The following is a 24,721-nucleotide window of genomic DNA, read 5'->3' as shown; positions in this document are numbered from 1 at the left end:
CCAGATGACCGGCCGCACACCAAAACTTTTTGCATATCTGAGGAACCGGCTCGTTCTCCGGCGTGCAGCCTTTCTCGGGGTCACCGCAGTGCTGATGGCAATGCCGCTCGCCCCTCTGGCCATGGCTCAAGAAAAGACTGAGGCTGCAACACCCAGAGACGAAGCAGTTGGTTCCTCGAAGCTTCCGGTCGCCGTCGACGTTACGACACAAAACAAATCTGTCCAGAGTTTGCTCGATGCGGGGCCGCCGCAACTCGCAGACGGCGAGAGTGCATCGGCCAAAACCGCCTATAGCGCCTTCCAGCGCGGCTGGTACCTGACCGCTCTCGGCCTTGCGACACCACTGGCAGAAAATGGTGACAAAGCCGCCCAGGCTCTGTTGGGCGTTCTTCATGAAGCCGGACTTGGCATCCATCAGGACAAGGTCAAAGCGGCTGACTGGTATGGCCTGGCGGCTGCTCAAGGAGATAATGGCGCAGCGCTGCAATTGGCTCAACTCTATTTGCTCGGAGATAAGGTTGAGCAAGACAAGGCCAAAGCGGCGGACCTCTTTGAGCAAGCCGCGGACGCAGGCAACGCTTCAGCACTGTATAATCTTGCGATCCTCTACCAAGAGGGTGAAGGCCGGCCCTACGATGAAAACAAGGCGCGGTCTCTTTTGGAGGAAGCCGCCAAGCTGAACGATCCGGAAGCGCAATACACCCTCGCCCTTTCTTACCTGGAAGCCGGAAGCGGTTTAAACGAACCTGGGAAAGGCGCCTTCTGGATGGGGCGCGCGGCCCGGCGGGGCCATACGTTCGCGCAAGTCTATTATGGCATTTTGCGGTTCCAGGGCCGCGGAGTTGACCCGGATGAAAGCGAAGCCGCGGACTGGTTCGAACGGGCCGCAACGGCCGGAAATCCTGTGGCAATGAACCGGCTCGCCCGCATCTACGCCTATGGCCGTGGACGAGACCACGACAACGCTGCGGCAGCCGGCTGGCACCTCATCGCCCGAACATTGGGGGTCTCCGATCCGACGCTCGACGGTATTTTCGGAACACTTGATGACGAAACGTTAGCGGAAGCCCGCAAGCTGGCCGAGCGATACTCGGCAACCTTGATGGCACCGTCGGACGATTCGATCCTCAGCTCTCCGTAATCCTTGCAATTGAAGCAAGGATTGTATTGTCGAAGCGCTTTTTTCCTTGAATCCATCGAGTATTTATGGTGGACAGGCGCAAACCATTATTGGCGCGGCCGCTTGAGCCGGTCCCTGCGCTGTTTCAGATCCAAACAAGTCAAATATCGGTCGTTCCATGAAAATCAACGGTAACGAAATCAAGCCGGGCAACGTGCTGCAGCATCAGGACACTCTGTGGGCCGTCGTCAAGGTCCAGCACGTTAAGCCTGGCAAGGGCGGTGCTTTCGCCCAGGTCGAAATGAAGAACCTTATTGACGGGCGCAAGCTGAATGAACGCTTCCGCTCAGAAGACAAGGTCGAGCGCGTCCGCTTGGAACAAAAGGACTTCCAGTACCTTTACACCCAAGACGACATGCTGATCTTCATGGATACCGAAACCTACGAGCAGCTCGAACTGCAGGCTGAATTCGTCGGTGACCGGGCAGCCTTCCTGCAAGACGGCATGATGGTGACTGTAGAACTGCATGAAGAACGCCCAATCGGCATCACTTTGCCGCAGCATGTCACCTTGGAAATTTCCGAAGCTGATGCCGTCGTCAAAGGTCAGACGCAGTCTTCATCCTATAAGCCTGCGCTGATGGAAAACGGTGTCCGTGTCATGGTTCCGCCGTTCATTACGGCTGGTGAAAAAATCATTGTCGACACCGGCACGCTGGAATACGTCAAGCGCGCAGACTGATTTCTGACCTGTCAGAACATTTGGCGCAGTCATATTCGGCTGCGCCCAACAACAAGTGAAACAACATGGCCCGCACAGCACTCCTCAACGTGATGGTTCAAGCCGCGACCAAGGCTGGCCGCAGCCTGGTCCGCGATTTTGGTGAAGTTGAAAATCTTCAGGTTTCCCGAAAAGGGCCTGGTGACTTTGTGTCCGCAGCAGATCGCAAGGCTGAGGAAATTGTGCGCGCAGAACTGACCAAAGCCCGGCCGACCTTCGGCCTGGTGATGGAAGAAAGCGGTGTTGTTGAAGGAACCGACGGCCAGCACCGCTGGCACATTGATCCGCTCGACGGTACAACCAATTTCCTGCATGGCATTCCGATCTTTGCAACATCGATTGCTCTTGAGCGGAACGGCGAAATCGTTGCTGGTGTCATTTACAATCCGGTGATGGATGAGCTCTACACAGCCGAACGCGGCCGTGGAGCCTTTTTGAATGATCGCCGCCTGCGGGTTGCCGGTCGGACCGAACTGCCGGAAATGGTGTTTGGCACCGGGTTGCCATTCATTGGCCATGGTGACCACGGCCGCACTTTGCGTGAACTGCGACACATCATGCCGGAAGTTGCCGGTATCCGCCGCGCCGGTGCTGCTGCGCTGGATCTTGCCTGGACCGCTTCTGGCCGCCTAGATGGCTACTGGGAACGCAATCTGAACTCCTGGGACATTGCAGCCGGCCTGTTGATGGTCCGCGAAGCGGGTGGGTTTGCCAGCGATCTGAACGGCAAGAACAAAATGCTCGAAAGCGGTGATGTGGTTGTTGGCAATGAAGATGCCCACAAGCATTTGCTGCGTCTGTTGAAAAAAGCAGAAGCCCCGCAACAGAGCTGATCTTCTCCATTTTCAGGTGAAAAGCTTCAACCGGCAGGTTTTCAGAACCTGCCGGTTTTTCCGCTATCCAAATATAATTGGGGCTGCAGCACCGATTCTAGGTTTCCAACCTGTTAAAAATCACGCTATCAATCAATGACCTCTGCAAACAGGTGATTGACAGCAAACATGGCACGTGAATTTGATCCTTATAGCCTGTCCAGTCCGAGGGCCTATCTGACCTTCATGATCATCTTCCTGGTGATCGTCGCGTTCATAGCCTTCATCCTGTTTCCGCAGATATCAGTCGCCTTCATGAGCAACCCGGGTCTGAATGGCCTGATCGTCTTTGTCGGCGGCTTTGGCATTCTGCTTCTTTTTGGCCGGGTCATCCGACTGTTTCCGGAAATCTCCTGGGTCAACAGCTTCCGTATCGGCGATCCCGCACTGGATACACGCTCGCCAGTTTTGCTAGCACCTATGGCCGCGCTCTTGGGCAATAAGGCTGGCGACATGGCCCTAACGCCAACCACAGCCCGGTCCATTCTCGATTCTATCGGCATGCGCCTGGAGGAATCCCGGGAAATATCTCGCTACCTTACCGGGCTACTGGTGTTTCTCGGACTGCTCGGAACGTTCTGGGGTCTTTTGCAAACCGTTAGCTCCGTCGGCGCGACCATCCAGTCACTGGATGTCGGTTCAGGTGATGCCAACGTTATCTTTGAGGATCTGAAAGCCGGGCTCGAGGCTCCCTTGTCCGGCATGGGCACTGCTTTCTCGTCCTCTCTGTTCGGTCTCACCGGCTCCCTGATTCTAGGCTTCCTGGACCTGCAAGCTGGGCAAGCGCAAAACCGCTTCTACACCGAACTGGAAGACTGGCTGTCGACGGTCACCGACATAGACCCGGAAGACGGCGTTTTTGCTTCAAGCGATTCCCCGGGCGTGGAACACATCCAGGCCTCGATCTCGGCCTTGCAAAAGAGCGTTGAAGAAGGCGGCAGCAAAAACGCAGCCCAAGCCATGGCGAACCTTGCAGAAGGCATTCAGGGCCTCGTCAAACATGTGCGCTCCGAACAGCAAATGATGCGGGACTGGGCTGAATCCCAAGGTGAACAGCAAAAGCGGATCGAAGGCCTTCTGTCCTCCATTTCCGCTGCCTTTGACCGGGCCAAGGAGTAACCGGCATGGCTGGCAGCCTCAGATCGCGCCGCCGCGCCCAAACAACGGATTATTGGCCCGGCTTCGTTGATGCCATGGCCACGTTGCTGTTGGTCATTATCTTCCTGCTCTCGATCTTCATGATCGCGCAATTCTTCTTATCGCAGCAGCTTTCCGGCAGGGACACAGTCCTCAACCGCCTCAATGCCCAAATCAGCGAACTCACCGAGTTGTTAGCGCTTGAGAGGGCGTCATCAGGCGAATTGGAAGACACAATTCTTGGGCTTCAGGCCAGCCTAAGCAGTGCTGAAGCTGAACAGAGCCGCCTGCTGGGACTTCTGGAAAGCAGCTCTGGCGATGCAGAGGCCGCCGGGGGCCGCGCCGCGCGGCTGGAAACGCTTCTTGATGACGAACGCCAGGTCAGCCAAGCAGCCTTGGCTCAAGTCGAGCTGCTCAATCAACAGATCGCAGCCCTGCGCCGCCAGATCGCAGCGGCAAACGCAGCGCTGGAAGCCTCGGAAGCCAAAGAAGCGCAGAGCCAGGCCAAAATCGCCAGCCTCGGCAAGCGCCTGAATGCGGCCTTGGTCCAACGGGTGCAGGAACTTTCCCGGTATCGCTCAGATTTCTTTGGCCGCTTGCGGGAAATTCTATCTCAGCGCTCCGACATCTCTGTTGTTGGCGACCGCTTCGTCTTCCAATCGGAAGTTCTGTTTGATTCCGGTTCTGAGGACATCAATCCGGAAGGCCGGACCGAGCTCGACAAATTAGCGGAAGCCATCATCGAATTGAGCGGGCAAATCCCAGATGAGATCAATTGGGTCTTGCGTGTCGACGGTCACACCGATGCTCGCCCGCTGTCAGGCACCGGACGGCTGCGCAACAACTGGGAACTCTCCGCTGCCCGCGCTATTTCCGTTGTCAGGTACCTGATTGAGAAGGGTGTCGATCCCAAACGCCTTGTTGCGGCCGGCTTTGGTGAATTCCAACCTTTGGAAGAAGGTGAAACACCGGAAGCCCTTGCCAAGAACCGGCGCATCGAATTGAAACTGACCGAACGCTAGAGCATCCTGCGTTCAGGTGAACCCAGACAAGATGCTCTACCACTTTAAAATCGATCAGCTTGTGGCTGTTCAAGCGTTTCCACCTGAACAGCCGCTGATCTAGTCCATATGAAACGCCGAGGTGCAGGTGATGCTGGAACTTCGCCCAAATTGTGAATGCTGTAACAAGGATCTGCCGCCAGACGCTGCAGATGCAATGATCTGCACGTTTGAATGTACGTTTTGCTGTGATTGCGTGGAAAACACCTTGAACGGAGTTTGCCCAAACTGCGGCGGCAATCTTCAATCCAGGCCGATTCGTCCGGCAGCTGTACTGGCCAGATATCCTACCTCCTCAAAACGCATCTTCAAACCAGAAGGCTGCCAACAAAAAGCCGCCGGCTGAGTTCAACCGGCGGCTTCTAAAACTATATTCTTTTCTGAGGGCTTAGAGCTTTGTGTCGCTCTCGCCGTCCTCATCCGCGTCATCATCTTCGCTCTTTGGCGAAGACAGGTTCGCAAAGACCGCGTCAACATCGATCTCTTCTTCTTCCTCACGCTTCGGAGCCGTATTCGGATCGAGCGAGAACGCCGCTGCGATGGCGTCTTCACTGGTGGTGTCTTCGACCGGCATCAGCGTTTCAACCGGCTCACCTACCATTGGCTGCGGTGCGTTCTTGGCTGCCTTTTCAACTTCGATGTCGAGTTCCAGCTGGCTGCACAGGCCGAGTGTCACCGGGTCAGACGGTGTCAGGTTGGCGGAGTTCCAGTGCGTGCGCTCGCGGATCGCGGCAATGGTCGGTTTGGTCGTCCCAACAAGGCGCATAATCTGAGCGTCTTTGAGTTCCGGGTGATTACGCACCAGCCAGAGGATTGCGTTCGGACGGTCCTGGCGGCGGGACACCGGTGTGTAACGCGGACCCTTACGTTTGGTTTCCGGAACGACAACTTTGGAACCCTGCAGCTTCAGCTGGTAGTTCGGGTCGTTCTGCGCCTTCTCCACTTCCTCACGGGTCAGCTGACCGGTCAGGATTGGGTCGAGACCCTTAATGCCCTGCGCGGCTTCACCATCTGCAATGGCCTTCACTTCAAGCGGATGCAGCTTGCAGAACGTCGCGATCTGCGTGAAGCTCAACGCAGTGTTGTCCACGAGCCAGACGGCGGTTGCCTTCGGCATAAGCGGCGTATTCGCCATCGGTCAAATTCCTCTTGTCTGCTCCCCCGGCCGGCAGGTCGGAAAAGCGGTGTTCCATTACAAAATCATGGGAGTTGCCGGGAATATATGCCGAACGCGACGGAAACGCAAATCATGTCCGCATAGACCGCACACAGCCAACCGGCAAACCACCTTAACTCCCGAATGTCAGAACAATTTTTCCGATATGGCCAGAGCTTTCCATGCGTCTATGCGCTTCGGCGGCCTCGGCCAGCGGATAAGTGGAATCGACCACAGGTTTGATCTTTCCCGATTCGATCAACGGCCAGACTTTGGATTTCAAGTTATCCGCGATCGCAGTCTTGAAAGCGTTGTCACGCGGTCGCAGCGTCGTGCCCGTATGGGTGAGACGTTTCACCATGAGACGGGAGAAATTCACATCGTGGGAGACACCGTTCAACGTGGCGATTTGGCATATCCGGCCTTCAACGGCAGCCGCTTTCCAATTGCGCTCCACATAGTCGCCGCCCACCATATCAAGAATCACATCGACCCCTTTGCCGCCGGACAGCTCCAGTACAACTTTCTCGAACGCCACATCCCGGTAATTGATCGCATGGTCGGCCCCGAGCGCTTTGACAGCGTCTGCTTTTTCATCGGAACCGACTGTCGTGAACACCTCTGCTCCAAATGCCTTGGCCAACTGGATTGCACATGTGCCGATCCCAGACGTGCCGCCATGCACCAAAAACCGCTCTCCCTCTTTGAGCCCGCAGCGGTCAAAAACATTCGTCCAAACCGTAAAGAACGTCTCTGGTAACGATGCCGCCTCAATCGCTGATAGGCCGGAAGGCACAGGCAGAGCGTGACCGGCAGGCACTTTGCAATAATCGGCATACCCGCCGCCGGGGCAAAGGGCGGTCACCTTATCGCCAATCACGTGGCCACTTGCACCATCTGCCAAAGCCACCACTTCACCAGCAACTTCCAGTCCGGGCAAATCAGACGCACCCTTTGGCGGCGGATAGGCCCCCATCCGCTGAAGTACATCGGGGCGGTTTACACCCGCTGCCTCGACACGGATCAGAATTTCTCCGTCGTTGAGATCCGGAAGCGGCCGCTGTTCCACAACGAGAACCTCCGGGCCGCCTGGTTGGGAAATCGCAATGACTGACATTGTGCCCGGCAGATTTTGCATTGTAGGTCATCCTTGTGGTTCATATTGGGACGATTTACAGCGCCTGTCCCATTTCTATGGTAAATGGTGATTGAGACTATTAGCATCAATTCCCAATCGGCAAGGCAGCTAAATGTCGGATGGTAGCGGAGATCTGAGATGAGCCTCTTTGATGATGATATCCCCAAAAAAACTGAAAGCGCTCCGATCACGGTTGGGGAGGATCTCACCAGACTGTCAGAGGATGAACTTAGGGATCGGATCGAAGCACTGAGCGAAGAGATTAACCGTACCAAAAACACTCTTGAACAACGCAGCAATATTCGCGATGCCGCAGATGCTTTTTTTCAGAAATAGCCTTGTAATATCTTACATTTTTCGTTTGTTTATTAAAAATCAAAGGGTTTTATCCTTAACGAAATCGCTATAATTTTGTTTATTTACCACTCATTAATCTTTCCAAATTATAAATATAGGCATCCAGTCATCTGGATAGGAGTGGCCACTGTCCACTCTGTTTGACGCCTCCCTGTTAAAGACTTAGAGCCGCACCAGCGGCTCTTTTTTTTGCCGACCGGCCATAGTAGGCTGTCTTTGTTCTGGTTAACGCCCCTTGGGCAGCTGCTGCTGGCACGCGGATTGCTCAGTAAAGGGGACAAGGGCACGCATCGTTCCAAAACGGAACACCTGACCTGGGATGACACATCCGGCGATGGGACAAGGTGCGGCACAGACGGAACATGTAACTGAGGCGTAGTAATCTCATGACTGAAGATTTCAAAAAAGCGGACCTTTCCACAAGCGCAGTGCATATCGCACACCACTTGGCGAATTCGGATAACTTCCAGACCCTGTTTCAGGAAGGTATGTCGCTGGTCGAAGAAACCGCTCTTTATCTGGATGGCGATGGCCGCGAGGAAGCCAAACAATTGGCACGCCCGGCATCTCTTGCCTACGCAACCGAATCCATGCGCCTGACCACGCGGTTGATGCAGCTAGCCTCCTGGCTTTTGCTGCAGCGTGCCGTCAACGAAGGCGAAATGTCCCGCGAGCAGGCAGGCAGCGACAAGAACAAGGTCCGTTTGGACAAGTTGAGCAGCGCCATGGGCGGCCCGGCCTGGGACGATTTGCCGGAAACCCTGCGCACTCTTGTAGAGCGCTCCACTCGCTTACAGGAACGCGTCGTACATCTCGACAAGATGTTGTACCGTGTGGAAGACAACGCCCCGCAAGAAGAAGCCAACAACGACAACCCGGTGGCCTCGCAGATCAGTCAGCTGCACGCCGCTTTCGGTAAGATCGGCTAAGCCTCACCTCAATTACAAAAACTGCCCTTGTAAGCCGTCCTTCGGGGCGGCTTTTTTCGTGTCCGCATTCAGTGAGGTACAAAAAAACCCGGCCTTGAGGCCGGGTTTTAAACAGTCGTCTAGGAAACCGGGACTTATGAACCTAGGAAACCAGCAAACTTGTTCTTGAAGCGGGACACGCGGCCGCCGCGGTCCATCAACTGTGCGTTTCCGCCGGTCCAAGCCGGGTGAGACGTCGGGTCGATGTCGAGCTGCAGGGTGTCGCCTTCCGCGCCATAGGTGGAGCGGGTGGTGAATTCGGTGCCATCGGTCATTACGACCTTGATGGTGTGGTAGTCGGGATGGATATCCGCTTTCATGACCGGTCCTTTCCAGCGTCCTTTCACGATCTTAAAGAACGCCATGGAACGCAAACGAGATAAAGGGCCGCCGATCCAGTTGCGGACGCCGCCCTTAGAAACATGAGGCGGGGATATACCCTAAGCCGCAAGACAAGACAAGACCGAAGTTCCCGCATTTTCCAAGCAATTTCCTAAATCCAGCAAACAAACTGAGATGTGTCAAAATTGCACTCCTTCAAACCGGCTAGAGTCTGTATCCGGGATTGGCACAAGCCCCACAGCCGCTTAAGTAAGCTATAGACAAAACTTGGTCTTCTGAACGAACAAGGGTGTACATGTCCAACGAAGCCACCTCCGACCGCCGGCGGTCTTTGCGGCCCTTAACACGGCTGTTTCCCTATCTCCTTAAACACAAGGGGATGGTCCTGGCCGCATTGGGGGCTTTGTTCTCGGCCGCAGTCATCACGCTTGTTCTTCCGGCTGCCGTGCGCCGCATGATCGATTACGGTTTTGGCGCAGGAGATCCGGCGCTGGTCAATTCCTATTTTGCCGTTCTGATCGGAGTTGTCTGCGCGCTCGCCTGTGCAAGTTCAGTCCGGTATTTCCTGGTCATGTGGCTTGGCGAACGGGTTGTCGCGGAATTGCGGTCTGATGTGTTTGCCCATCTGACCCGGCTCAGTCCCTCTTTTTATGATAGTGCCAAATCCGGTGAAATCCTTTCGCGGCTGACCGCCGACACCACACAAATCAAATCCGCCTTTGGCGCCAGCGCTTCCCTTGCCATGCGCAACACCATCATGTTCACCGGCGCTGCAGTCATGATGGTGGTAACCAGCCCGCGCCTGTCCGTCATTGTCCTAGCGGCGATCCCGGTGATCCTTATTCCGATCCTCGGATTTGGCCGGAAGGTGCGCAAACGGTCCCGCTACGCACAGGACATGTTGGCCGACGCCTCGGCCTATGCAGGCGAGATGCTTGGATCGGTCCGAACCCTGCAGGCTTTCACCCACGAACGCCGCAGCTCAGATAGATACAGTACGGCTGTCGAAACCGCCTTTTCAGCGGCCCGCCAGGCATTTGTCGCAAGAGCGGCCCTGACCGGATTTGCGATCCTTGTGATCGGCTCTTCGATCGTGGCCGTCTTATGGATTGGTGCCAGTGACGTTTTTGCCGGACGGATCACAGGCGGTGAACTCAGCCAATTCCTGCTTTATTCGATCCTGGCAGCCGGGTCGCTCGCAGCGCTTTCGGAAGTTTGGGGTGAACTCTCGCAGGCGGCTGGCGCCGCCGAGCGCTTGTCCGAATTGCTTGAAATCGAACCTGCAATCCGTGCCCCCGCCAATCCTCTCCCGCTTCCCGAGACACCGCGCGGCGAAATCGTCTTCGACAACGTGTCGTTTGCCTATGAGAATGCAGAAAAAATGCCGGTTGTCCGGGATCTGAGCCTGACAATCGCGCCGGGAGAAAAAGTGGCTGTGGTCGGCCCGTCGGGCGCGGGCAAATCCACACTCTTCAGCCTGCTGATGCGCTTTTACGATCCCACAAGCGGCAATATCCAAATGAACGGCGCGGAGCTTACCAAGCTCGATCCTGAAAATCTTCGGCGCCATATCGCCATGGTGCCACAGGATACGGCTGTTTTTGGCGCCAGTGTTGCGGACAACATCGCCTATGGCAGACCGGAGGCGGGCAGAGACGAGATTGTCGCGGCGGCTACCGCCGCCCTCGCTGCTCCGTTTATTGAAAAAATGACAAACGGCTACGACACGATGGTCGGTGAACGCGGTATCACTCTGTCCGGCGGCCAACGCCAGCGTATCGCGATCGCCCGCGCGGTCCTCAAACATGCGCCGGTCCTTTTATTGGACGAGGCCACCAGCGCGCTGGATGCCGAAAGTGAACAGCTGGTGCAAACCGCTCTTGATCAGCTAATGGAAGGCAGGACGACCCTGATCATCGCCCACCGGCTGGCGACCGTCTTGAAAGCGGACCGGATCGTCGTGATGGATCAAGGCCGGATCGTGGAAACCGGCACCCACCAGGATCTGAGTGCTGCAGGCGGCCTTTATGCAAAGCTCGCAGAGCTGCAATTCGGAAACGGAAAAGAGGCGGAAACCGTTTAGCGTCCGCCTCTCCTACTCAATTCCTGTTTATCGATTGGATCAATCGTCTTCAGGCACCGCAACCGTATAGTTCAGCGGCATGCGGCCGCCGTCGGCGAAAATCGTCTGGCCGGTCACATATCCGGCATCTTCAGAGGCCAGGAACGCTGCAACGCCTGCGATTTCAGACGGCTCGCCAACCCGCAGCATCGGCGTGCGGGATAGGATCCGGTTTTTCGCTGCCGGGTCGCTATTCACAGTTGCCAGCATTTCCGTCATGATCGAGCCAGGTCCGATCGCATTGACGCGGATTCCATATTGCGCCAGCGACAAAGCCGTTGTTTTGGTCAGCTGGCTCATGCCCCCTTTGGACACGCAGTAAGGAATCTGATTGGGGATCGCGAGCACGGAATTGACCGACGACATATTGATGATGCAGCCGGGGTCGCCGCCATTGTCGACTTTTTCGACCATGTGCCGGGCGACAGCCTGAGAACACAGGAACGCGCCCTTGAGGTTGATCGACAGGACCTTGTCGAAATCATCTTCTTCCAGATCCAGGAAATCGGCACCGACAACAATGCCCGCATTGTTAACAAGGACATCGATATCGCCATAGGCATTCAACGTCTCGGCGACCAGATTGCGAACGTCCAACCGCTCGGCAACGTTACAATGGATATACATCGCCGTGCCGAGGCTGCTCAGATCCTCAACAGCTGCCTCGCCGGCTTCATCATCGACATCGGCGATCACGACCTTCGCGCCGTCCATGACAAAACGCTTGGCGACAGCAAAACCGATTCCACGGGCTGCCCCAGTAACGATGGCGACCTTATTTTCTAAAGACACGGAAAACCTCACGGCTACACAAATTAGAACCGCCGCAGAAAAGAGACGGGCCGCTCCGCGGCGGCCCGACCATAAGTCCCAAAGTCATATCTGTCGATGCCTGTTACGCACTTCCAGTTGCGTCACTTCACCTGTTTAAGCTGAAATCCCATGAGATTTCAGAGCATCGGTGATCTCATCGAGAATTGCCGGATCATCGATTGTGGCGGGCATTTTATACTCTTCCCCGTCCGCGATTTGACGCATTGTGCCCCGTAGGATCTTGCCAGACCGGGTTTTTGGCAAACGGTCGACCGTGATCGCAATCTTGAAAGCAGCAACCGGTCCGATCTTTTCACGAACGAGTTTGATCAGCTCTTTTTCGATGTCGTCATGGGAGCGGTCCACACCGGCTTTCAGAACAACAAATCCGCACGGCAACTGCCCCTTGAGCTTGTCAGCGATCCCGATAACCGCACATTCGGCAACATCCGGGTGGGTGGCCAACACCTCTTCCATACCGCCGGTCGACAGACGGTGGCCAGCAACGTTGATGATGTCGTCGGTGCGCGCCATGATCGACAGGTACCCATCATCGTCAATGATGCCGGCGTCAGCAGTTTTGTAGTATCCGGGAAATTCTGCGAGATAGGCATCAAAGAAGCGCTTGTCCGCATTCCACAATGTCGGCAGAGCTCCCGGCGGCAGCGGTAGCTTCACGACAATATTGCCAAGCGTGTTCGCTTCGAGCGGATGACCGGCGTCATCAACGATCTGGACATCATATCCGGGCATCGGAACCGTCGGAGAGCCCGGTTTGACCGGCAATGCGCCAAGGCCAAGCGGGTTGCCGACAATGCACCAGCCGGTTTCCGTCTGCCACCAGTGGTCGATCACCGGCACCTGCAACTGGTCGATCGCCCAATTAACTGTTTCCGGATCGGCACGTTCACCAGCAAGGAACAGCGACCGATACGATGACAGATCGTATTTTTTGATCAGCTCCCCGTTCGGGTCTTCCTTGCGGATCGCCCGGAACGCGGTCGGCGCGGTGAATAGGGACACCACGTTGTGCTCGGAAATCACCCTCCAGAAGGTCCCGGCATCCGGTGTTCCAACCGGCTTTCCTTCAAAGACGATGGTCGTACAGCCATGGAGCAGCGGCGCATAGGCGATGTAACTGTGGCCAACCACCCAGCCGACATCAGACGCTGCCCAAAACACCTCGCCCGGCTGGATGTCGTAAAGGTTCGACATGGACCATTTGAGTGCAACCATGTGGCCGCCGTTGTCGCGGACGACACCTTTCGGCTGGCCGGTCGTGCCGGACGTGTAGAGCACATACAGCGGATCGCTTGCCTTGACCGGCACTGGTGCAACTTTACGGCCGGCTGTTTTGGCAGCCTCCATCAGAACACCCATGTCATGGTCTCGGCCGTCCACCATCGAGGCGGTTTCAGCTTCCCGCTGGAATACGAATACACTGTCCGGCTTGTGCGTTGAGAGCTCGATAGCCTCATCAATGAGCGGCTTATAGGCAATCACCCGGCCCGGCTCGATGCCACAGGAGGCTGCGATGATCGTTTTCGGCGTGGCATCAACAATCCGGGTGGCGAGTTCGTTGGCGGCAAATCCGCCAAAAACGACAGAGTGGATCACTCCAAGGCGGGCGCAGGCCAGCATGGCCATAACCGCTTGCGGGATCATCGGCATGTAGATGATCGCGCGATCGCCCTTCTGAAGCCCTTGATCTTGAAGCACGGCAGAGAGCGCTTCTACTTCCTCGAGAAGTTCCGCGTAGGTGTATGTTGCTTTGGCGCCAGTGATCGGGCTGTCATAGATCAGGGCTGGCTGCCCCGGGCGGCCGCGCTCAACATGACGGTCCAGGCAGTTGTAACAGGTGTTGCACTCCCAATCTGGGAACCAACGGCCATACTGCCCCTGATCAGGATCAAAGACCTTGTCGGACGTGCTGACCCAATCAATTTCAGAGGCGGCATTTTTCCAAAATCCCAACGGATCATTGTGCCAGCCCTGATAGACGTCGTGATACCGGCTTGCCATTATCATCCTCCCAAACAGCAGCTCTCAAGCATTTGGCCTAGAGTGTTGCAGGAGACATTGGAATTGCAAGCCTTCCAGACTTAGCAATTCGATGAGCGGACCTTTACGTAATCCTTCTGGCGTGCTTGTTTGCGCGCTCATTTGATCCCACCCATCCGTAGTGCCGTTCATGCTTCCCATCACCGATCCCTGGTTTTATGCAGCTGCAGTCCCGGCCGTCATTTGTGTCGGCCTGTCCAAAGGGGGGTTTGGCGGCACCTTCGCCATGCTCGGCGTTCCGATCATGTCTTTGGTGATTTCACCGCTCCAGGCAGCCGGCATTATGTTGCCGATCTTGCTGGTGATGGATGCCATTGCGCTGATGGCCTACAAGGGCAAAGCGGATTGGAAAAGCCTAGCGATACTGCTACCTGCCGCTGTTGCCGGCATCTGCATCGGCTGGGGTGCAGCGTCCTACGTCAATGATACGTTTGTCACCTTGATGATCGGTCTCATTTCAATAGCGTTTGTGGCTGACTACGTGTTCAAGCGCCGCAAAGAAGACCGGGCGCTGGAACACAATATTCCCAAAGGGGCATTTTGGGGCACTGTTGCCGGTTTCACCAGCTTCATCAGCCACACCGGAGGGCCGCCCTTCCAGCTCTATATGCTGCCGCTCAGGTTTCCACCGATGCTGTTTGCCGGAACAGCAGTTATTTTCTTTGCGACTGTCAATGCCTTAAAAGTTATTCCGTATTTCTTTCTAGGCCAATTCGACACCGCCAACATGACAACCTCGGCAGCCCTGTTCCCAGTAGCGCTCGTCGCAACTCTTGCCGGTGTCCGGCTGGTCAAGATTATTAAGGCAGAGACCTTCTACAACATCATCTATGTCGTCATGGGTCTGATTGGCCTAAAGCTGGTCTATGACGGCATCGCTGGTTTTTTGATCTGAACGGACTGCGTCAAAAGCGCCCATTGTTGCATTGCACCTTTGTGAATTTCCGGGTTTGATACTCGGCAATTATTTAGGAGGATCACAATGGACGCCACTGTTAGCCCGTTTTCGAGCGGGCTTGAAAAAAACGACGCCAATTACGCGCCCCTTAGTCCCTTAAGCTTTTTGGCAAGAGCAGCGGACGTGTTTCCAGAGCGCATTGCGATCATCCATGGCAAACAGCGCACCGACTACCAAACCTTCTACAAACGGTCGAAACAGCTGGCTTCCGCGCTCAGCAAACACGGTATTGGCAAAGACGATACGGTGAGTGTCATGCTCTCCAATGTTCCGCCCATGCTGGAAGCCCACTACGGCGTCCCGATGACAAAGGCTGTTCTGCATTCGTTGAATACACGCCTCGATGCCGCGATCATTGCGTTTCAGCTCGACCATGCCAACTGCAAAGTCCTGATCACGGACCGGGAATATGCCGCTGTCATCAAGGAAGCGCTGGCTCTGGCCAAAGTCAAACCGACGGTCATTGATTATTCAGACCCGGAATTCCCGCAAGACGGTGAGCTGCTTGGCAAACTCGATTATGAAGAATTCTTGCAATCTGGCGATCCGGATTTTGCATGGTCGCTGCCGGATGATGAGTGGGATGCCATCTCACTGAATTACACCTCCGGAACAACAGGCAACCCAAAGGGCGTGGTCTACCACCACCGCGGTGCTTATCTGCTTGCCCAGGCCAATGTCATCACCGCGTCTATGGCCAAACATCCGGTCTACCTTTGGACCTTGCCGATGTTCCATTGCAATGGCTGGTGTTTTCCCTGGTCTTTGTCGGTCGTGGCCGGCACACACGTTTGTCTTCGCTGGGTCCGGCCCAAGGCAATGTGGGATCTGATCGCCGATGAAAGTGTTACCCATCTGTGCGGCGCACCGATCATCATGTCGACCCTGCTGAATGCCGGAGACGACAAGCGTGATCTGGACCAGGAGATTGAGTTTTTCACCGCGGCCGCTCCGCCGCCAGAAAGTGTTCTGGCAGCGATGAAAACAGCCGGGTTCAATGTCACACACCTTTATGGACTGACCGAAGTTTATGGCCCGGCTGTTGTCAACGACTGGAAGGGCGAGTGGGATGCTTTACCGCTTGATCAGCAAGCGCAAAAGAAAGCCCGCCAGGGGGTCCGCTATGTTGCACTGGAAGATTTGACGGTTCTTGATCCGGAAACTTTGGAACCTGTCCCAGCCGATGGCGAAACCATCGGCGAAGTGATGTTCCGTGGCAACGTCGTTATGAAGGGCTATCTGAAGAACCCGGAAGCTACGCAAGACGCCTTCAAGGGCGGCTGGTTCCACTCCGGCGACCTCGGAGTGCTGCATCCGGACGGCTACATCCAATTGAAGGACCGCTCGAAGGACATCATCATCTCCGGCGGCGAAAACATCTCCTCAATTGAGGTGGAAGATGTTCTCTACAAACACCCTGATGTGCAGGCTGCTGCTGTGGTGGCCCGGCCGGATGAGAAATGGGGTGAAACACCTTGCGCCTTCGTAGAACTGAAAGCCGGGTCAGAGGTGAGCGACAAGGATCTCATGGCATTTTGCAAAGAGCATCTCGCGAGCTTCAAATCACCTAAAACTGTGATCTTCTGCGACCTACCCAAAACCTCTACCGGAAAGATCCAGAAGTTCGCCCTTCGGGAGCAGGCAAAAACTCTTTAGTCGAAATTCATCCGTTCAAATAAAAAGCGCCGCGCAATCCGCGCGGCGCCAAATACCACAGAGTTGGACGATCAGTGGATCGTCACATCCTTGCGTATTCGCTCAATCTCGTCCTTGATCTTGAGTTTTTGCCGTTTCATGTCAGCCAATTTCAGGGAGTCCGTACTCGGATGTAACAGAGCGTCTTCGATTTTGCGTTCCATTTCCGCGTGGCGGCGCTCTAATTCCTCGAGATGCGACTGCATTGACATGGATAAACCTCCTGTCTGTTGGCTCAACGGCAGCATGTTGCCATATAAAATCCGGCCTTGTCGATTGCCGATTTTGCATATCAGAGACGTTTTGCCGTCGTAGCAGCCTTTCCGGCTGCTATCCTTAGGATTCCCTAAATTTGATCGCATACTTAAGCTCTGGAAAACTCATATAAATTGCCCCTGACAAATTTGCGGCCTCAGAAACTGCCGAGGACGGAGAAAGGCGCAGCCACTTTTCAGTGACCATTTGCCGCTGGATGAGACCGAAAAGCCGATGTTGTCTTGCCGGCAAGTATAAAAATAGACTAGGACTATGTTCCAGTTTTGGGGGAATGAATGGCACGTATGGACACCGATGCTCTGCGGATGGAACTTGCTCAACTTCGTCAGGAACACAGAGATCTTGACGTCGCCGTGGAAGCTCTGGCGTCAACTTCAAATCATGATGTCCTTCAGCTTCAGCGATTGAAGAAAAAGAAGCTTATGATCAAGGATCGCATCATGGTCCTGGAAGACCAGTTGCACCCTGACATTATTGCCTAAACTCACCGGACTTGCAGCGAATTGCCAGACTGATATTCAAGCATCGCGGCTTTAAACCTATTGATGCTTGCGAAGTGCCGCGCGCTGCCTATACTCCGCGGCTCTTCCGGCCTCAGTGAAACTCTGGAGTGAAATATGGCACAGGCAGACGTCGCAATTATCATGGGCAGTCAATCCGATTGGCCGACGATGAAACACGCTGCCGATACACTTGCCGAGTTGGGCGTATCTTTCGAGGCGCGCATTGTTTCCGCCCACCGGACCCCAGACCGCATGTATGACTTTGCCAAGAACGTCAAGGCAGAGGGTTTTAAAGTTATTATCGCCGGGGCCGGCGGTGCCGCGCATTTGCCCGGCATGACCGCAGCTTTGACACCTCTCCCGGTTTTCGGTGTCCCGGTCGAAAGCCGCGCGCTTTCAGGCGAAGACAGTCTCTTGTCCATTGTTCAAATGCCAGGCGGCATTCCAGTTGGCACCTTGGCCATCGGCAAGGCCGGCGCAACAAATGCCGCTCTGCTGGCAGCCGCTGTTTTGGCTCTTACAAACACGGACATTGAAGCGGCACTGGACACATACCGCGCGAACCGCACCGCAGCGGTTGCAGAATTTCCGGTCGACGAAACGAACTGACACATCAAACTCAGGAACTGCTGCCATGAGCGCACAAAATCGCCTTCAGCCCGGTGATACGATCGGCATTCTTGGCGGCGGCCAACTGGGACGGATGCTCGCACAATCGGCAGCGAGTATGGGGCTCAAAACCCATATCTTCTGCCCAGACGCGAACAGCCCGGCATTTGATGTCAGCGCAGATCAAACCATCGCAGCTTATGAGGACATTGCCGCGCTTGACCAGTTTGCAAGCGCCGTGTCGGTGGTGACTTACGAGTTTGAAAATGTTCCCGGCAAGACCGCAGAGCACCTGGCATCCCGATGCCCGGTACGGCCCGGAGTCCGTGCCTTGGAAGTCTCTCAAGACCGGCTCTTTGAAAAAGAGTTCTTGTCCAGCTCCGGCGTGGCCATCGCCGGTTATGCCGAAATCAATGGCCAAGCTGATTTGGAATCAGCTCTAGCCCAATTCGGCGGACAAGGTGTCCTGAAAACCCGCCGGTTTGGATATGACGGCAAGGGCCAAAAGATGATCCGTACGGCCGCCGATGCCGGCGGTGCTTTTGAAGAGATCGGTGGTGTCCCTGCTGTTCTAGAAGCCTTGATCGACTTTGACTGCGAAGTCTCAGTGATTGTCGCAAGAGACCTCGATGGTACCTGCGCCTGTTATGACATCGCCCGCAACCACCACGAAAATCATATTCTAAAGACCTCGACAGTTCCGGCTGGCGTATCCGAGCAAACGTTAAGCGCTGCCCGGAAGATGGCAGAACAGATCGTCTCCGGCCTCGACTATGTCGGTGTCATGGGTGTCGAAATGTTCCTGGTCAAAGACGGGGACACCGAAAAGCTTCTGGTGAACGAAATCGCACCACGCGTTCACAATTCCGGGCATTGGACCCAGGACGCATGCCTGACATCCCAGTTCGATCAGCACATCCGCGCTGTTGCCGGCTGGCCGCTCGGACCGTCGGATCGGCACTCCGATGCCGTGATGGAAAATCTGATTGGGCAGGATGCAGAAAGCTGGCATGAGATCCTGAAAGATCCGACCGCGCAACTGCACCTTTATGGCAAATCGGAAATCCGGGATGGCCGGAAGATGGGCCATGTGAACCGGATTTCAGCCAAGACCAGCTGATCGGAAACATCAGCTTTGATGAAGCAAACCCAGCTTTTCACGCCGGGCGAAGCGCATGTTGGATAGTAAAGCAACAGACGCCAAACCACCGGCCAGGCCGCACCAGACACCAACCCCGCCCCAACCGGCCAGGAAACCCAGGCCGAGGGACAAGCTGATGCCGATCACCCAATAGCCGAACAGCGCATAGAACAACGGGATGGTCGTATCGCCCAACCCCCGAAGATTGTTGACGCCAATAATCTGCCCGCCATCGGCCAGCTGGAAGAGGGCTGCAACAAGCAGGAAGGACACGCCATAGGCCAACACGTCCTGCGATTGGGGGTCGTCCAAATCCAGATAAAGACTGACCAGGGTTTCAGGAACCGTCCAAAACAGGATGGCAAATGCCCCCATGAAAGCCATCGTCACAGCAAGCGCTGTCCAGCCCGCCCGGCCAACACCGGCCCGATCGCCCCGGCCGTCAGCAAGGCTGACCCGTGTCATGGCGGCAACGGAAAGGCCAACAGGCACCATGAAGGTCAAGGAGGCAATCTGTAGCGCGATCCCGTGGCCCGCCAGCGGTATTGTTCCAAGCCAGCCGATCATGATTGCAGAAGCAGCAAATAACGACCCCTCTGCGACGATTGTAATCGCTATTGGGATACCCAACCGCACGATCTGCCAAAACACCGGCCAATCCGACCGCCATATCCGTCCAAGAATGTTATAGCGGCGCAGTTTGCGATGGTACAAAGCATAACAAAGCAGAAACAAGAACGTCGTGGTCGCGCTGAAGACAGACGCAATGCCAGCGCCAATGAGTTCCAGGCGCGGAAATCCGAACTCACCAAAAATCAGAACATAGTCCAGAATCGCATTGACCACGGCACCGCCAATTGTCGCCCACAATACGATTTGCGTACGCTCCATGACGGTCAAAAACCCTCGAACAGCCATGATCAAAAGTGCCGGGAGCATGGTCCATTGCAAGACGCCCATATAAAGACCGGCCAACCGCGCCAGCTCAGGTTCCTGGCCAAACAGCAGCAGCAGCTCTTCTGTGAAAAGAAGCACCACCCAGATCGGCAGGCAATACAGAACCGACACCCAGAACCCCATGCGCACAGCGCGGCGCAAATCCCGCGGTTTGCGCTGTCCACGGGCGCGCGCAGCGAGCGGGATGACGGCCTGCAGCAAGCCCATCCCGAAAAACCACAAGAGCATGTAAAAATTGAACGCCAGCACGGAGGCTGCCAGTTCCTCAGCTCCCAGGCGGCCGATCATTAGGACATCGGTCGTGTTGATCGCCATCTGCGCCAACTGTGCGCCGGCTAACGGAAGTCCGAGCGAAAGGGTTGGCAGAATATCACTGTGCCAAAGAGAGTCTTTTTTGATCGAATCAGGAGCCCCTGAAGCGTGCTGCTCCATTCGTCACTCCAAAAACCGGGCGGGAGAACAGAATCCACCTCTACTCGCCAAATTCGTTGATGTCCACCACGTTTGCTTGCGCCCAGCCAACTGCTATAAGTGCGAAAAGCGGGTTTTGAGCCATTTCTTTTGCAAATGAGTGTGGACTCAATCCACGGCCTCTGATAATAACCCGGCTCAAAGTGAGCGACGCGTCAGCGGCGATCCGGTTTCTGTACACAAGTGGATGCACTCTTGCGTTGACTGCATGTTGTTCAGAGCAGTCACAAGGGTTGTTGACGAAGTCTCGCTTCCATCATGGTTTTAATTAGCTGCGGAATTGACCGCAGCGCATGAAAAACGGGAAAAAACGCGTGCAGGTTCTGGTTCGCGACAACAATGTCGATCAAGCGCTGAAGGCGCTCAAGAAAAAGATGCAGCGCGAAGGCATCTTCCGTGAAATGAAACTTCGCGGTCACTTTGAAAAGCCGTCTGAAAAGAAAGCGCGCGAAAAAGCTGAAGCTATCCGCCGCGCACGCAAGCTGGCTCGCAAGCGGGCTCAGCGCGAAGGTCTTCTGCCGGGCAAATCCGCTCGCCGCTAAGTGCGGCTTGAGCGTGCTTTTTGGCAGCATGCTTTTTGCACATTGCTTAATATGCCGAGAGGCCGGCCGTCAGATCGGTCGGCTTTTTGGCGTTTGCCGGGGAAATCTGCTCCACCGCATTTGAAGCGGAAAGCGCAGTCACATTACCGCCCAATTGGAGGCAGATGAACGGCATGTTCCTTCGTTTTGCTGAAAAGAGTCCGATGAGCCGGATAAACAAACACCTGCCGCACGCCGCCCTTCTCGCAATGGCGACGCTTTTAAGCGCCTGTCAGGGCGGTGGTGTCTATCAGGGTGTTCCGGTCAATTCTTCTGTCGGCTCTTCAACGAACATCGCCTCCCTGACCTCTGTCATTGAATCCAATCCGTCAGACGCCAATGCCTACAGCACACGCGGCATCGCCTATGGCCAGGCCGGCAAACTGGATTTGGCAATAGAAGATTTCAATCAGGCGCTGCAGTTGAACCCGCGCTCTTATCAGACATATGCGAACCGGGCGTTGGTCTACCGGCGTCTTGGGCAAAACGATCTCGCCGTCTCCGACTACACCCGCGCCATCAACATCAAGCCTGATTATGATGTCGCCTATATCGGCCGCGGCAATATCTACCGCCAGCAAGGCAATCTCAACGCGGCTTTGAACGATTTCAATTCGGTCATTGCCCGCGACAGCAGTGATGCAAAGGCGTTTTATAACCGCGGCTTGATCTACCAAGGTCAGAACCAGCACGCGCAAGCCATCGAAGATTTTGCGACTGCGATTGGCCTGAATCCAAAAGCCAGTGCGCCCTATATTGCTCGCGGCATTTCCTATTTGGCCGTGAATGATCCCAGCGCGGCATTTGCCGATCTTTCCATGGCCGTCAATCTAGATCGTGATTCGTCTATCGCCTGGGCCAATAGAGGCCTCGCTCTGGAGATGCAGGGCAACGCAAAAGATGCTCGCCGCAACTTTACCCGCGCTTTGACCCTGGACAATTCCAACCAGATCGCCCGAGAAGGCCTGAGACGCGTCGGCGGCTAGAATAGCGCTCCAATCTATTCCAGTAGTTCCCCGTTTTCTTTGCGGAAACGGGCCACGTCTATTGCATTCCATTTTCCCGCAAAGCAGGATGAGTTCATCTGATCTTCTTTTAATTCTTTGCGGATACTCCTATGGAAAACTGCCCAATCTATGTAGGCGCCCCCACCACTCGATGTGGAACAACTTTAATTCAACGCCTCATATCGAGCGCTGACAATGGTATCTGCTACGGTGAATTCACAGCCAGACGCTTATTGGCTCTTTCCATTTTTACCAAAACTCAGCTTCAAACCATCGAAGAACAAATGCAGGGCCAGAAATACGACTGGGACAAAGTAAAATCTGGAGATGTACAATTCTGGATGGCCGCACTGGAGCCACCGGTCGAATACTCAAAAGGCGCCTTATTATCTTGTATCGAAGCCTTCTGTGAATCCTATCAGAACTCAGCGAAGTCTATTAAGAGAGATATCTGGGCAACTAAATCTCCCAGGGTGTCCATCGACAATTTGCTGGTAATGCAAAGTCTAATACCAAACCTAAACTGTATATATGTTTATCGAAATATTGTTGATGTCGTAAAATCCCAAAAAGCAAGGGGCTGGGTCAAAAACAAACGCGACCTCATACTCTCCTGCAAAGAATGGGTTGCAAATACACAAGCCTTCCTTCCGTTGACAAAACCAGAAAATGCGGCGCGAACACCTCGCCTTCATCTTGTTAAGTACGAGGATTTTGTTTCGGACTTGCCTGTTGGGATAAACAAGCTGCAGGAATTCTCTGGGCTACAAGGGATCGACCCGGAGGTCGCTAAGGTTAAAGTCAATACTTTTGCATCGGGTTCGAATTCAGATCCAGGGAACGCGAACAATTATATTAAACCTGCAGATCTATCTCGTGACGAAATTAAAAATATCGCCAAGATTTGCAAATCACGCATGAATGAGCTGTACCCTGAGATGGCTGATTCTCTTTCCCACTAGGAAAACATAGTGTCCAACTCCCCAATAATTGTTTCCTCGCCAGCAGCGTGTTCAGGCGCCACATTCATCCAACGCCTAATCTCGAGTTCGGACAATGGCATCTGTTATGGAGCAGATGCGGCACGCCGACTGTTGATGCTCAGTGAATTTACACATTCAGAATGCCTAGCACTCCAGGAGCACAGAGATCTGCAGTCTTTCTATTTGCAAAATCTCCTGGCAGGAAATCAGGATTTTGGTGTAGCCGACTTGGAAATTCCGGGCGAATTACCGAAACATGCATTGGTTGGCGCACTCATGTTTTTCAAGCAACACTACGACGAAGCGACAAAAGCCATTGAAAAAGAAGTCTGGGCCTGCAAGTCGCCGAAGAGCTCCTTCTTGAGCATCGTCAAAGCCGCGGATTTCATACCGGACCTCAAGTGCATTTATATCTATCGCAACATTGTTGACGTCGTCCGCTCCCAGAAAAGCCTCGGGCTGATCAGCACGGAAGATCAATTGATCGCGACTTGTACAGAATGGATCAACAACACCGACGTCATAGCCGCGCTCAGCCGGAAAAACTTCGAGAGTGTTCCAGCCATGCTGCATCCGATCAAATTCGAAGTGTTTCTGGCAGATAAAGACGCTGCGATCAGTCAACTGGAGGCCTTCTCGGGTCTCAAGAACATTCAGCGCGAGATAGCGGATTTGAAAGTCAATCGGCACACACCGGCCTCAGATACGGACCCAACTCCGGTGCTCTCCTATGAAGACCCGGCAACCCTGACAGATGTTGAGCTGCATATTATTGCGCATTTGTGCCAAGACCGGTTGACCGAAATCTATCCGGAAAGCCCCGACTTGTTGCAGTCGAGCAAGATGACAATCCAATAGACAATTCCGCGAATATCGCTCATCGCGATCTGCCCGGGACTGCCAGAGGAATAGAAACGCGCGCGCGCTGTTGATCCGTCTCAAGGACGGCCTTTTTGACGCAGGATAGATTTCTTAGGTCAACAGCAACACTTGAGCGTTGTCATGACCACACCCAAACAAATTGTCGTTTTGGATGGCCACCCGGATCCAAACACTCATCATCTATGCCATGCATTGGCTGCCCACTACGAGGAAGGCGCATCACGGGCCGGCCATAAAGCTAATTTGATTCGGATCGCGGATTTAGATTTCCCCGTTCTACAGAAACCATCCGAATTCCAAGACCAGCCGACACCAACGGCTTTGGAACCGGCCAGAGATCTCATCCTGGCCGCCGATCATGTTGTGCTGGTTTACCCGCTTTGGCTCGGCACGTTGCCCGCCTACACAAAGGCCTTTCTGGAACAGATTTTTCACTACGACACAGCTTTTGAAAAAGGGCCGGACAACGCTTGGCCCGAAGGCAAGATGAAAGGCAAATCGGCCCGTATCATTGTCACCATGGGTATGCCTGCCCTCGTCTACCGTTTCTGGTATGGCGCCCACAGCCTCAAAAACCTGGAGCGAAACATATTCCGCTTCATTGGATTTGCGCCTGTTCGCTCCACGCTTCTCGGAATGGTCGAGCAGGCAAATGAGAAGACGGTTTCCGGGTGGCTGAAAAAGATGGAAGACCTCGGCCGAAAATCTGCTTAGCGTAGGTGAACCTGTT

26 protein-coding genes are annotated in these 24,721 nt (G+C 54.8%); 19 read left to right on the top strand and 7 right to left on the bottom strand.

The annotated features are described in order from the left end of the window. The first annotated feature begins 4 nt into the window (after positions 1-4). The 6 genes from FJ695_RS07535 (at position 5) to FJ695_RS07510 (ending at position 5,317) form a co-directional block, all read left to right on the top strand. A complete protein-coding gene (locus tag FJ695_RS07535) occupies positions 5-1,141 on the top strand; it encodes a tetratricopeptide repeat protein (RefSeq protein ID WP_141184856.1) in 1,137 nt (378 codons plus the stop codon). 157 nt (positions 1,142-1,298) lie between these two features. Beyond that, complete coding sequence (gene efp, locus FJ695_RS07530) at positions 1,299-1,862, top strand: elongation factor P (RefSeq protein ID WP_141184855.1); 564 nt, start codon at positions 1,299-1,301, stop codon at positions 1,860-1,862. Between the two features lie 65 nt (positions 1,863-1,927). Continuing rightward, positions 1,928-2,734: an inositol monophosphatase family protein gene (locus FJ695_RS07525; RefSeq protein ID WP_141184854.1), complete on the top strand. Its 807-nt coding sequence runs from the start codon at positions 1,928-1,930 to the stop codon at positions 2,732-2,734. 168 nt (positions 2,735-2,902) lie between these two features. Beyond that, a complete protein-coding gene (locus FJ695_RS07520; RefSeq protein ID WP_141184853.1) occupies positions 2,903-3,892 on the top strand; it encodes a flagellar motor protein MotA in 990 nt (329 codons plus the stop codon). A 5-nt stretch (positions 3,893-3,897) separates the two neighbouring features. Then, on the top strand, positions 3,898-4,932 hold the full coding sequence (locus tag FJ695_RS07515; RefSeq protein ID WP_141184852.1) for a peptidoglycan -binding protein: 1,035 nt from the start codon (positions 3,898-3,900) through the stop codon (positions 4,930-4,932). A 130-nt stretch (positions 4,933-5,062) separates the two neighbouring features. Beyond that, a complete protein-coding gene (locus tag FJ695_RS07510; RefSeq protein WP_141188627.1) occupies positions 5,063-5,317 on the top strand; it encodes a DUF1272 domain-containing protein in 255 nt (84 codons plus the stop codon). A gap of 42 nt (positions 5,318-5,359) precedes the next feature. Here FJ695_RS07510 and FJ695_RS07505 read toward each other — a convergent pair whose 3' ends face one another. Then, positions 5,360-6,106, bottom strand: a complete 747-nt coding sequence (locus tag FJ695_RS07505; RefSeq protein ID WP_141184851.1) for a DUF1013 domain-containing protein — start codon at positions 6,104-6,106, stop codon at positions 5,360-5,362. Between the two features lie 154 nt (positions 6,107-6,260). Beyond that, positions 6,261-7,265: an NAD(P)H-quinone oxidoreductase gene (locus FJ695_RS07500; RefSeq protein WP_141184850.1), complete on the bottom strand. Its 1,005-nt coding sequence runs from the start codon at positions 7,263-7,265 to the stop codon at positions 6,261-6,263. A 138-nt stretch (positions 7,266-7,403) separates the two neighbouring features. Here FJ695_RS07500 and FJ695_RS07495 point away from each other — a divergent pair, with 138 nt between their 5' ends. Both FJ695_RS07495 and FJ695_RS07490 read left to right on the top strand, forming a co-directional pair. Further along, positions 7,404-7,601, top strand: a complete 198-nt coding sequence (locus tag FJ695_RS07495) for a DUF1192 domain-containing protein (protein WP_141184849.1) — start codon at positions 7,404-7,406, stop codon at positions 7,599-7,601. Between the two features lie 407 nt (positions 7,602-8,008). Further along, a complete protein-coding gene (locus FJ695_RS07490; RefSeq protein ID WP_141184848.1) occupies positions 8,009-8,551 on the top strand; it encodes a DUF1465 family protein in 543 nt (180 codons plus the stop codon). A gap of 134 nt (positions 8,552-8,685) precedes the next feature. Here FJ695_RS07490 and rpmE read toward each other — a convergent pair whose 3' ends face one another. Beyond that, complete coding sequence (gene rpmE, locus FJ695_RS07485; RefSeq protein ID WP_141184847.1) at positions 8,686-8,910, bottom strand: 50S ribosomal protein L31; 225 nt, start codon at positions 8,908-8,910, stop codon at positions 8,686-8,688. 317 nt (positions 8,911-9,227) lie between these two features. Here rpmE and FJ695_RS07480 point away from each other — a divergent pair, with 317 nt between their 5' ends. Further along, positions 9,228-11,015, top strand: coding sequence for an ABC transporter transmembrane domain-containing protein (locus tag FJ695_RS07480; RefSeq protein ID WP_141184846.1), 1,788 nt, complete (start codon positions 9,228-9,230; stop codon positions 11,013-11,015). A gap of 39 nt (positions 11,016-11,054) precedes the next feature. Here FJ695_RS07480 and FJ695_RS07475 read toward each other — a convergent pair whose 3' ends face one another. Together FJ695_RS07475 and FJ695_RS07470 are read right to left on the bottom strand one after the other, a co-directional pair. Further along, on the bottom strand, positions 11,055-11,846 hold the full coding sequence (locus FJ695_RS07475) for an SDR family NAD(P)-dependent oxidoreductase (RefSeq protein WP_141184845.1): 792 nt from the start codon (positions 11,844-11,846) through the stop codon (positions 11,055-11,057). 135 nt (positions 11,847-11,981) lie between these two features. Further along, positions 11,982-13,889 (bottom strand): propionyl-CoA synthetase, encoded by a 1,908-nt coding sequence (locus FJ695_RS07470; RefSeq protein WP_141184844.1) that lies wholly within the window; start codon positions 13,887-13,889, stop codon positions 11,982-11,984. A gap of 169 nt (positions 13,890-14,058) precedes the next feature. Here FJ695_RS07470 and FJ695_RS07465 point away from each other — a divergent pair, with 169 nt between their 5' ends. Both FJ695_RS07465 and FJ695_RS07460 read left to right on the top strand, forming a co-directional pair. Further along, on the top strand, positions 14,059-14,823 hold the full coding sequence (locus FJ695_RS07465) for a sulfite exporter TauE/SafE family protein (RefSeq protein ID WP_141184843.1): 765 nt from the start codon (positions 14,059-14,061) through the stop codon (positions 14,821-14,823). 87 nt (positions 14,824-14,910) lie between these two features. Then, positions 14,911-16,542 (top strand): acyl-CoA synthetase, encoded by a 1,632-nt coding sequence (locus FJ695_RS07460; protein WP_141184842.1) that lies wholly within the window; start codon positions 14,911-14,913, stop codon positions 16,540-16,542. A gap of 71 nt (positions 16,543-16,613) precedes the next feature. Here FJ695_RS07460 and FJ695_RS07455 read toward each other — a convergent pair whose 3' ends face one another. Continuing rightward, the gene (locus FJ695_RS07455) at positions 16,614-16,793 is read right to left on the bottom strand and encodes a YdcH family protein (RefSeq protein ID WP_168206289.1); all 180 of its coding nucleotides are present in this window, start codon (positions 16,791-16,793) and stop codon (positions 16,614-16,616) included. 339 nt (positions 16,794-17,132) lie between these two features. Here FJ695_RS07455 and FJ695_RS07450 point away from each other — a divergent pair, with 339 nt between their 5' ends. From FJ695_RS07450 to FJ695_RS07440, 3 genes are all read left to right on the top strand, one after another. Beyond that, on the top strand, positions 17,133-17,339 hold the full coding sequence (locus FJ695_RS07450; protein ID WP_168206288.1) for a DUF465 domain-containing protein: 207 nt from the start codon (positions 17,133-17,135) through the stop codon (positions 17,337-17,339). Between the two features lie 135 nt (positions 17,340-17,474). Continuing rightward, on the top strand, positions 17,475-17,969 hold the full coding sequence (purE, locus tag FJ695_RS07445; protein WP_141184841.1) for a 5-(carboxyamino)imidazole ribonucleotide mutase: 495 nt from the start codon (positions 17,475-17,477) through the stop codon (positions 17,967-17,969). Positions 17,970-17,994: 25 nt separating this feature from the next. Further along, on the top strand, positions 17,995-19,089 hold the full coding sequence (locus tag FJ695_RS07440) for a 5-(carboxyamino)imidazole ribonucleotide synthase (protein WP_141184840.1): 1,095 nt from the start codon (positions 17,995-17,997) through the stop codon (positions 19,087-19,089). A 9-nt stretch (positions 19,090-19,098) separates the two neighbouring features. Here the strand turns inward: FJ695_RS07440 and FJ695_RS07435 are convergent, their stop codons facing one another. After that, entirely contained in the window at positions 19,099-20,499 is a 1,401-nt protein-coding gene (locus tag FJ695_RS07435; protein WP_141184839.1) for an MATE family efflux transporter, read from the bottom strand. Positions 20,500-20,852: 353 nt separating this feature from the next. Here FJ695_RS07435 and rpsU point away from each other — a divergent pair, with 353 nt between their 5' ends. From rpsU to FJ695_RS07410, 5 genes are all read left to right on the top strand, one after another. Next, complete coding sequence (gene rpsU, locus FJ695_RS07430; protein ID WP_008188883.1) at positions 20,853-21,080, top strand: 30S ribosomal protein S21; 228 nt, start codon at positions 20,853-20,855, stop codon at positions 21,078-21,080. Positions 21,081-21,283: 203 nt separating this feature from the next. Beyond that, entirely contained in the window at positions 21,284-22,105 is an 822-nt protein-coding gene (locus FJ695_RS07425) for a tetratricopeptide repeat protein (RefSeq protein ID WP_141184838.1), read from the top strand. 131 nt (positions 22,106-22,236) lie between these two features. Continuing rightward, positions 22,237-23,088 (top strand): sulfotransferase domain-containing protein, encoded by an 852-nt coding sequence (locus tag FJ695_RS07420; protein WP_141184837.1) that lies wholly within the window; start codon positions 22,237-22,239, stop codon positions 23,086-23,088. Between the two features lie 9 nt (positions 23,089-23,097). Next, complete coding sequence (locus FJ695_RS07415) at positions 23,098-23,967, top strand: sulfotransferase (protein WP_168206287.1); 870 nt, start codon at positions 23,098-23,100, stop codon at positions 23,965-23,967. 144 nt (positions 23,968-24,111) lie between these two features. Next, entirely contained in the window at positions 24,112-24,705 is a 594-nt protein-coding gene (locus FJ695_RS07410) for an NAD(P)H-dependent oxidoreductase (protein WP_141184835.1), read from the top strand. Positions 24,706-24,721 lie beyond the last annotated feature (16 nt).

Origin of the sequence: Labrenzia sp. PHM005 (genome assembly GCF_006517275.1) — a bacterium.
In the GTDB taxonomy this organism is placed as follows: Bacteria; Pseudomonadota; Alphaproteobacteria; order Rhizobiales; family Stappiaceae; genus Roseibium.
The sequence above is the reverse complement of the archived record's forward strand: the minus strand, read 5'-3'. Positions and strand labels throughout refer to the sequence as shown.

Coding starts and splice junctions, on each gene's coding strand:
- FJ695_RS07460 (WP_141184842.1), top strand. CDS start 14,911: ATGGACGCCACTGTTAGCCCGTTTTCGAGCGGGCTTGAAAAAAACGAC.
- FJ695_RS07455 (WP_168206289.1), bottom strand. CDS start 16,793: ATGTCAATGCAGTCGCATCTCGAGGAATTAGAGCGCCGCCACGCGGAA.
- FJ695_RS07515 (WP_141184852.1), top strand. CDS start 3,898: ATGGCTGGCAGCCTCAGATCGCGCCGCCGCGCCCAAACAACGGATTAT.
- FJ695_RS07440 (WP_141184840.1), top strand. CDS start 17,995: ATGAGCGCACAAAATCGCCTTCAGCCCGGTGATACGATCGGCATTCTT.
- FJ695_RS07425 (WP_141184838.1), top strand. CDS start 21,284: ATGAGCCGGATAAACAAACACCTGCCGCACGCCGCCCTTCTCGCAATG.
- FJ695_RS07500 (WP_141184850.1), bottom strand. CDS start 7,265: ATGCAAAATCTGCCGGGCACAATGTCAGTCATTGCGATTTCCCAACCA.
- FJ695_RS07520 (WP_141184853.1), top strand. CDS start 2,903: ATGGCACGTGAATTTGATCCTTATAGCCTGTCCAGTCCGAGGGCCTAT.
- FJ695_RS07505 (WP_141184851.1), bottom strand. CDS start 6,106: ATGGCGAATACGCCGCTTATGCCGAAGGCAACCGCCGTCTGGCTCGTG.
- FJ695_RS07435 (WP_141184839.1), bottom strand. CDS start 20,499: ATGGAGCAGCACGCTTCAGGGGCTCCTGATTCGATCAAAAAAGACTCT.
- FJ695_RS07410 (WP_141184835.1), top strand. CDS start 24,112: ATGACCACACCCAAACAAATTGTCGTTTTGGATGGCCACCCGGATCCA.
- purE (WP_141184841.1), top strand. CDS start 17,475: ATGGCACAGGCAGACGTCGCAATTATCATGGGCAGTCAATCCGATTGG.
- FJ695_RS07465 (WP_141184843.1), top strand. CDS start 14,059: ATGCTTCCCATCACCGATCCCTGGTTTTATGCAGCTGCAGTCCCGGCC.
- FJ695_RS07480 (WP_141184846.1), top strand. CDS start 9,228: ATGTCCAACGAAGCCACCTCCGACCGCCGGCGGTCTTTGCGGCCCTTA.
- FJ695_RS07510 (WP_141188627.1), top strand. CDS start 5,063: ATGCTGGAACTTCGCCCAAATTGTGAATGCTGTAACAAGGATCTGCCG.
- FJ695_RS07495 (WP_141184849.1), top strand. CDS start 7,404: ATGAGCCTCTTTGATGATGATATCCCCAAAAAAACTGAAAGCGCTCCG.
- FJ695_RS07450 (WP_168206288.1), top strand. CDS start 17,133: ATGGCACGTATGGACACCGATGCTCTGCGGATGGAACTTGCTCAACTT.
- FJ695_RS07470 (WP_141184844.1), bottom strand. CDS start 13,889: ATGGCAAGCCGGTATCACGACGTCTATCAGGGCTGGCACAATGATCCG.
- FJ695_RS07535 (WP_141184856.1), top strand. CDS start 5: ATGACCGGCCGCACACCAAAACTTTTTGCATATCTGAGGAACCGGCTC.
- FJ695_RS07525 (WP_141184854.1), top strand. CDS start 1,928: ATGGCCCGCACAGCACTCCTCAACGTGATGGTTCAAGCCGCGACCAAG.
- rpmE (WP_141184847.1), bottom strand. CDS start 8,910: ATGAAAGCGGATATCCATCCCGACTACCACACCATCAAGGTCGTAATG.
- efp (WP_141184855.1), top strand. CDS start 1,299: ATGAAAATCAACGGTAACGAAATCAAGCCGGGCAACGTGCTGCAGCAT.
- FJ695_RS07420 (WP_141184837.1), top strand. CDS start 22,237: ATGGAAAACTGCCCAATCTATGTAGGCGCCCCCACCACTCGATGTGGA.
- FJ695_RS07490 (WP_141184848.1), top strand. CDS start 8,009: ATGACTGAAGATTTCAAAAAAGCGGACCTTTCCACAAGCGCAGTGCAT.